Genomic DNA, 3,309 nt, shown 5'->3' on the forward strand with positions numbered 1-3,309 from the left:
GCCTCAGTCACGCCACGACTGGGGGCGGAGCCCCCAGTCGTGGCGTGACTGAGGCGGAGCCCCATCACGGCGCAGGGGGCGCTCCCCGCCGATCGGGGCCCCGCCGCCGTGTCGCGGGGAGCCGGTCAGCCGTGGGCGGCCGCGGTCCGCAGGGCGATCCGGTGTTCGCCCGCGTACACGTTCATGGAGGCGCCCCGGAGGAAGCCGACGAGGGTCAGGCCTGTCTCCGCCGCCAGGTCCACGGCCAGCGACGAGGGCGCCGAGACGGCGGCCAGGACCGGGATGCCCGCCATCACGGCCTTCTGGGCGAGCTCGAAAGAGGCCCGGCCGGAGACCAGCAGCACCGTGCGGGAGAGCGGGAGCGTGCCGTTCTGGAGGGCGCGGCCGACCAGCTTGTCGACCGCGTTGTGCCGGCCCACGTCCTCGCGGATGTCGAGCAGCTCGCCGTCCTCGGTGAACAGGGCCGCCGCGTGCAGGCCCCCGGTCCGGTCGAACACCCGCTGAGCCGCGCGAAGCCGGTCGGGGAGGCTTGCGAGCAGCTCGGGTGCGAGCCGTACCGGGGGAGTGTCGCCGCCGCACGTGTCGTCGATCGCCCAGCGGGCCGTCGTACGCACCGCGTCCAGGCTCGCCTTGCCGCACAGACCGCAGGACGAGGTCGTGTACACGTTGCGTTCGAGAGTGATGTTGGGGATCACGACGCCCGGCGCGGTCTTCACGTCGACGATGTTGTACGTGTTGGACCCGTCCACCGTCGCGCCCGCGCAGTAGACGATGTTCTGGAGCTCTTTCTGGTCGCCCAGCACTCCCTCGCTGACGAGGAAACCCGCCGCCAGCGCGAAGTCGTCACCCGGAGTGCGCATCGTGATCGCGAGCGGCTTGCCGTTCAGCCGGATCTCCAGGGGTTCCTCGGCGACGAGCGTGTCCGGGCGGGTGGAGACGGCCCCGTCCCGGATACGGATCACCTTGCGTCGTTCCGTGACTCGTCCCATTTTCTGATCAGCCCCGGTTCTGTACGTGCTGGTAGCCGAAACGGCCCTTGATGCAGAGGTTGCCGTGGGTCACCGGGTTGTCGTGCGGAGAGGTGACCTTCACGATTTCATTGTCCTGCACGTGCAGGGTGAGGTTGCAGCCCACTCCGCAGTACGCGCACACCGTGGTCGTCTCGGTCTGCGCCGACTCGTCCCACGTACCCGCCGCGCGCATGTCGAACTCCGACTTGAAGGACAGCGCCCCGGTCGGGCACACCTCGATGCAGTTGCCGCAGTACACACAGGCGGAGTCCGTGAGCGGGGCGTCGTGCTCGACCGCGATCCGGGCGTCGAAGCCGCGCCCGGTGACGGAGATCGCGAAGGTGTTCTGCCACTGGTCGCCACAGGCGTCCACGCACTTGTAGCAGAGGATGCACTTGTCGTAGTCGCGGACGTAGAGGTCGTTGTCGATCTTTGGTTGTTCATTCAGCCGGGCCGCGTCCGGGCCGAATCGGTCCGGCTTCGCCTCGTACTCCTTGAGCCACTCGGCCACCTGGGGTGTCGTCGACAAGTCGACCGAGGAGGCGAGGAGTTCGAGGACGATCTTGCGGCTGTGGCGGGCCCGCTCGGTGTCCGTGCGCACCTCCATGCCCGGCTCGGCCTTGCGCGAGCAGGCCGGGACAAGGGTCCTGGCCCCCTCGACCTCGACGACGCAGACCCGGCAGGCGTTCTTGGGCGTCAGGGTGTCCCCCTGGCACAGGGTCGGCACGTCCTTGCCCGCGGCCCGGCAGGCGTCGAGGATCGTCGACCCCTCGGGGGCCCGGACCGGCTCGCCGTCGAGCGTGAACTCCAGCAGACGGCGGGGAATCCCCAGCGGTGTCACGGTCATACGGCGGCTCCTGTGCGGGCTCCCGTGCGGGCACCCATGCGGCGGTTCGCGGTCATTTGCACGCCTCCGGTCATTCGTACGCCCCCAAGCGGTCGATGGCGGATTCCACGGCGTTCCACGCGGTCTGCCCGAGACCGCAGATCGAGGCGTCCTTCATGGCACGGCCCACCTCGCGGAGCAGGGCGATGTCGGACGCCGCGTCCGCGCCCGTCCGCTCGACGATGCGGTGCAGCGCCTCCTCCTGGCGCACGGTCCCGACCCGGCACGGCACACACTGGCCGCACGACTCGTCGCGGAAGAACTCGGCGATACGGAGGAGCAGGCGGGGGAGGGGAACGGTGTCGTCGAAGGCCATCACGACACCTGAGCCGAGCGTGGTGCCGGCCTCCCGGGTGCCTTCGAAGGTGAGCGGGATGTCCAGTTCGTCGGGCCGTACGAACCCGCCGGCCGCGCCGCCGAGGAGGACGGCGCGCAATCGTTCGCGTACGCCTGCCAGCTCCAGCAGTTCGCCGAGCGTCGCGCCGAACGGAAGCTCGTAGATGCCGGGGCGGTCGACGCTTCCCGACACGCAGAAGAGCTTGGGGCCCGTCGACTTCGAGGTGCCGATCGCCGCGTACGCCTCGGCCCCCATCGTGAGGATGGACAGCACGTTGACCAGCGTCTCGACGTTGTTCTCGGCAGTGGGTTTGCCGAACAAACCCTTCTCTACGGGGAAGGGTGGTTTCGAGCGGGGCTCTCCTCTGTACCCCTCGATGGAGTTGAAGAGGGCGGTCTCCTCGCCGCAGATGTACGCGCCCGCGCCGCGCCGGATCTCGATGTCGAACGCGTACCCCTGGCCGAGGATGTCGTCGCCGAGCAGTCCACGCGCGCGTGCCTGCTCGATGGCGTGCTCCAGGCGCTCCAGTGCGCGCGGGTACTCGCCGCGCAGGTACAGGTAGCCCTTGTGTGCGCCGACCGCGTAGCCCGCGATCGTCATCGCCTCTATGAGGGAGTACGGATCGCCCTCCATGACCACGCGGTCCTTGAAGGTGCCCGGCTCGGATTCGTCGGCGTTGCAGACGAGGTAGTGGGGGTGGTCGGGCTGGGAGGCCGTGGCCTGCCATTTGCGGCCGGTGGGGAAGGCGGCGCCGCCGCGGCCGACCAGGCCCGCGTCGGTGACCTCGCGGATGACTCCGGCGGGGCCGAGTGCGAAGGCCCGGCGGAGGGCCGTGTAGCCGTTGTGGGCGCGGTAGTCGTCGAGGGAGGTGGGGTCGGCGGCTCCGATGCGGTGGAGGAGGAGCAGTGACGGGTCGCCCGCCTGGGGGACGGCCATCGATGCGGGAGGTTCCTCGGGTGCGGCGCCGGGGGCGGTGGCCGCGAGGATGGCGGATTCGACGGTGGCGGGGGCGGCGACGGAGGTGGCCCTGAGGGTTTCGCCCCCGCCGCCCCTACCCGTCCCGTCCTGTCCCTGGG

The 3,309-nt window shown here is 70.3% G+C and carries 3 protein-coding genes; all 3 read right to left on the minus strand.

The genetic code is table 11. From position 1 onward, the window contains the following. Positions 1-125: 125 nt before the first annotated feature. Positions 126-989 (minus strand): formate dehydrogenase accessory sulfurtransferase FdhD, encoded by an 864-nt coding sequence (gene fdhD, locus G5C60_RS50075; protein WP_165270889.1) that lies wholly within the window; start codon positions 987-989, stop codon positions 126-128. A 7-nt stretch (positions 990-996) separates the two neighbouring features. Continuing rightward, positions 997-1,857, minus strand: coding sequence for a 2Fe-2S iron-sulfur cluster-binding protein (locus tag G5C60_RS50080; protein ID WP_165270891.1), 861 nt, complete (start codon positions 1,855-1,857; stop codon positions 997-999). Positions 1,858-1,927: 70 nt separating this feature from the next. Beyond that, positions 1,928-3,309 (minus strand): complex I 51 kDa subunit family protein (locus tag G5C60_RS50085; RefSeq protein WP_165270893.1); only part of this gene is annotated, 1,382 nt, incomplete at its 5' end.

Source organism: Streptomyces scabichelini (assembly GCF_011045015.1).
In the GTDB taxonomy this organism is placed as follows: domain Bacteria; phylum Actinomycetota; class Actinomycetes; order Streptomycetales; family Streptomycetaceae; genus Streptomyces; species Streptomyces scabichelini.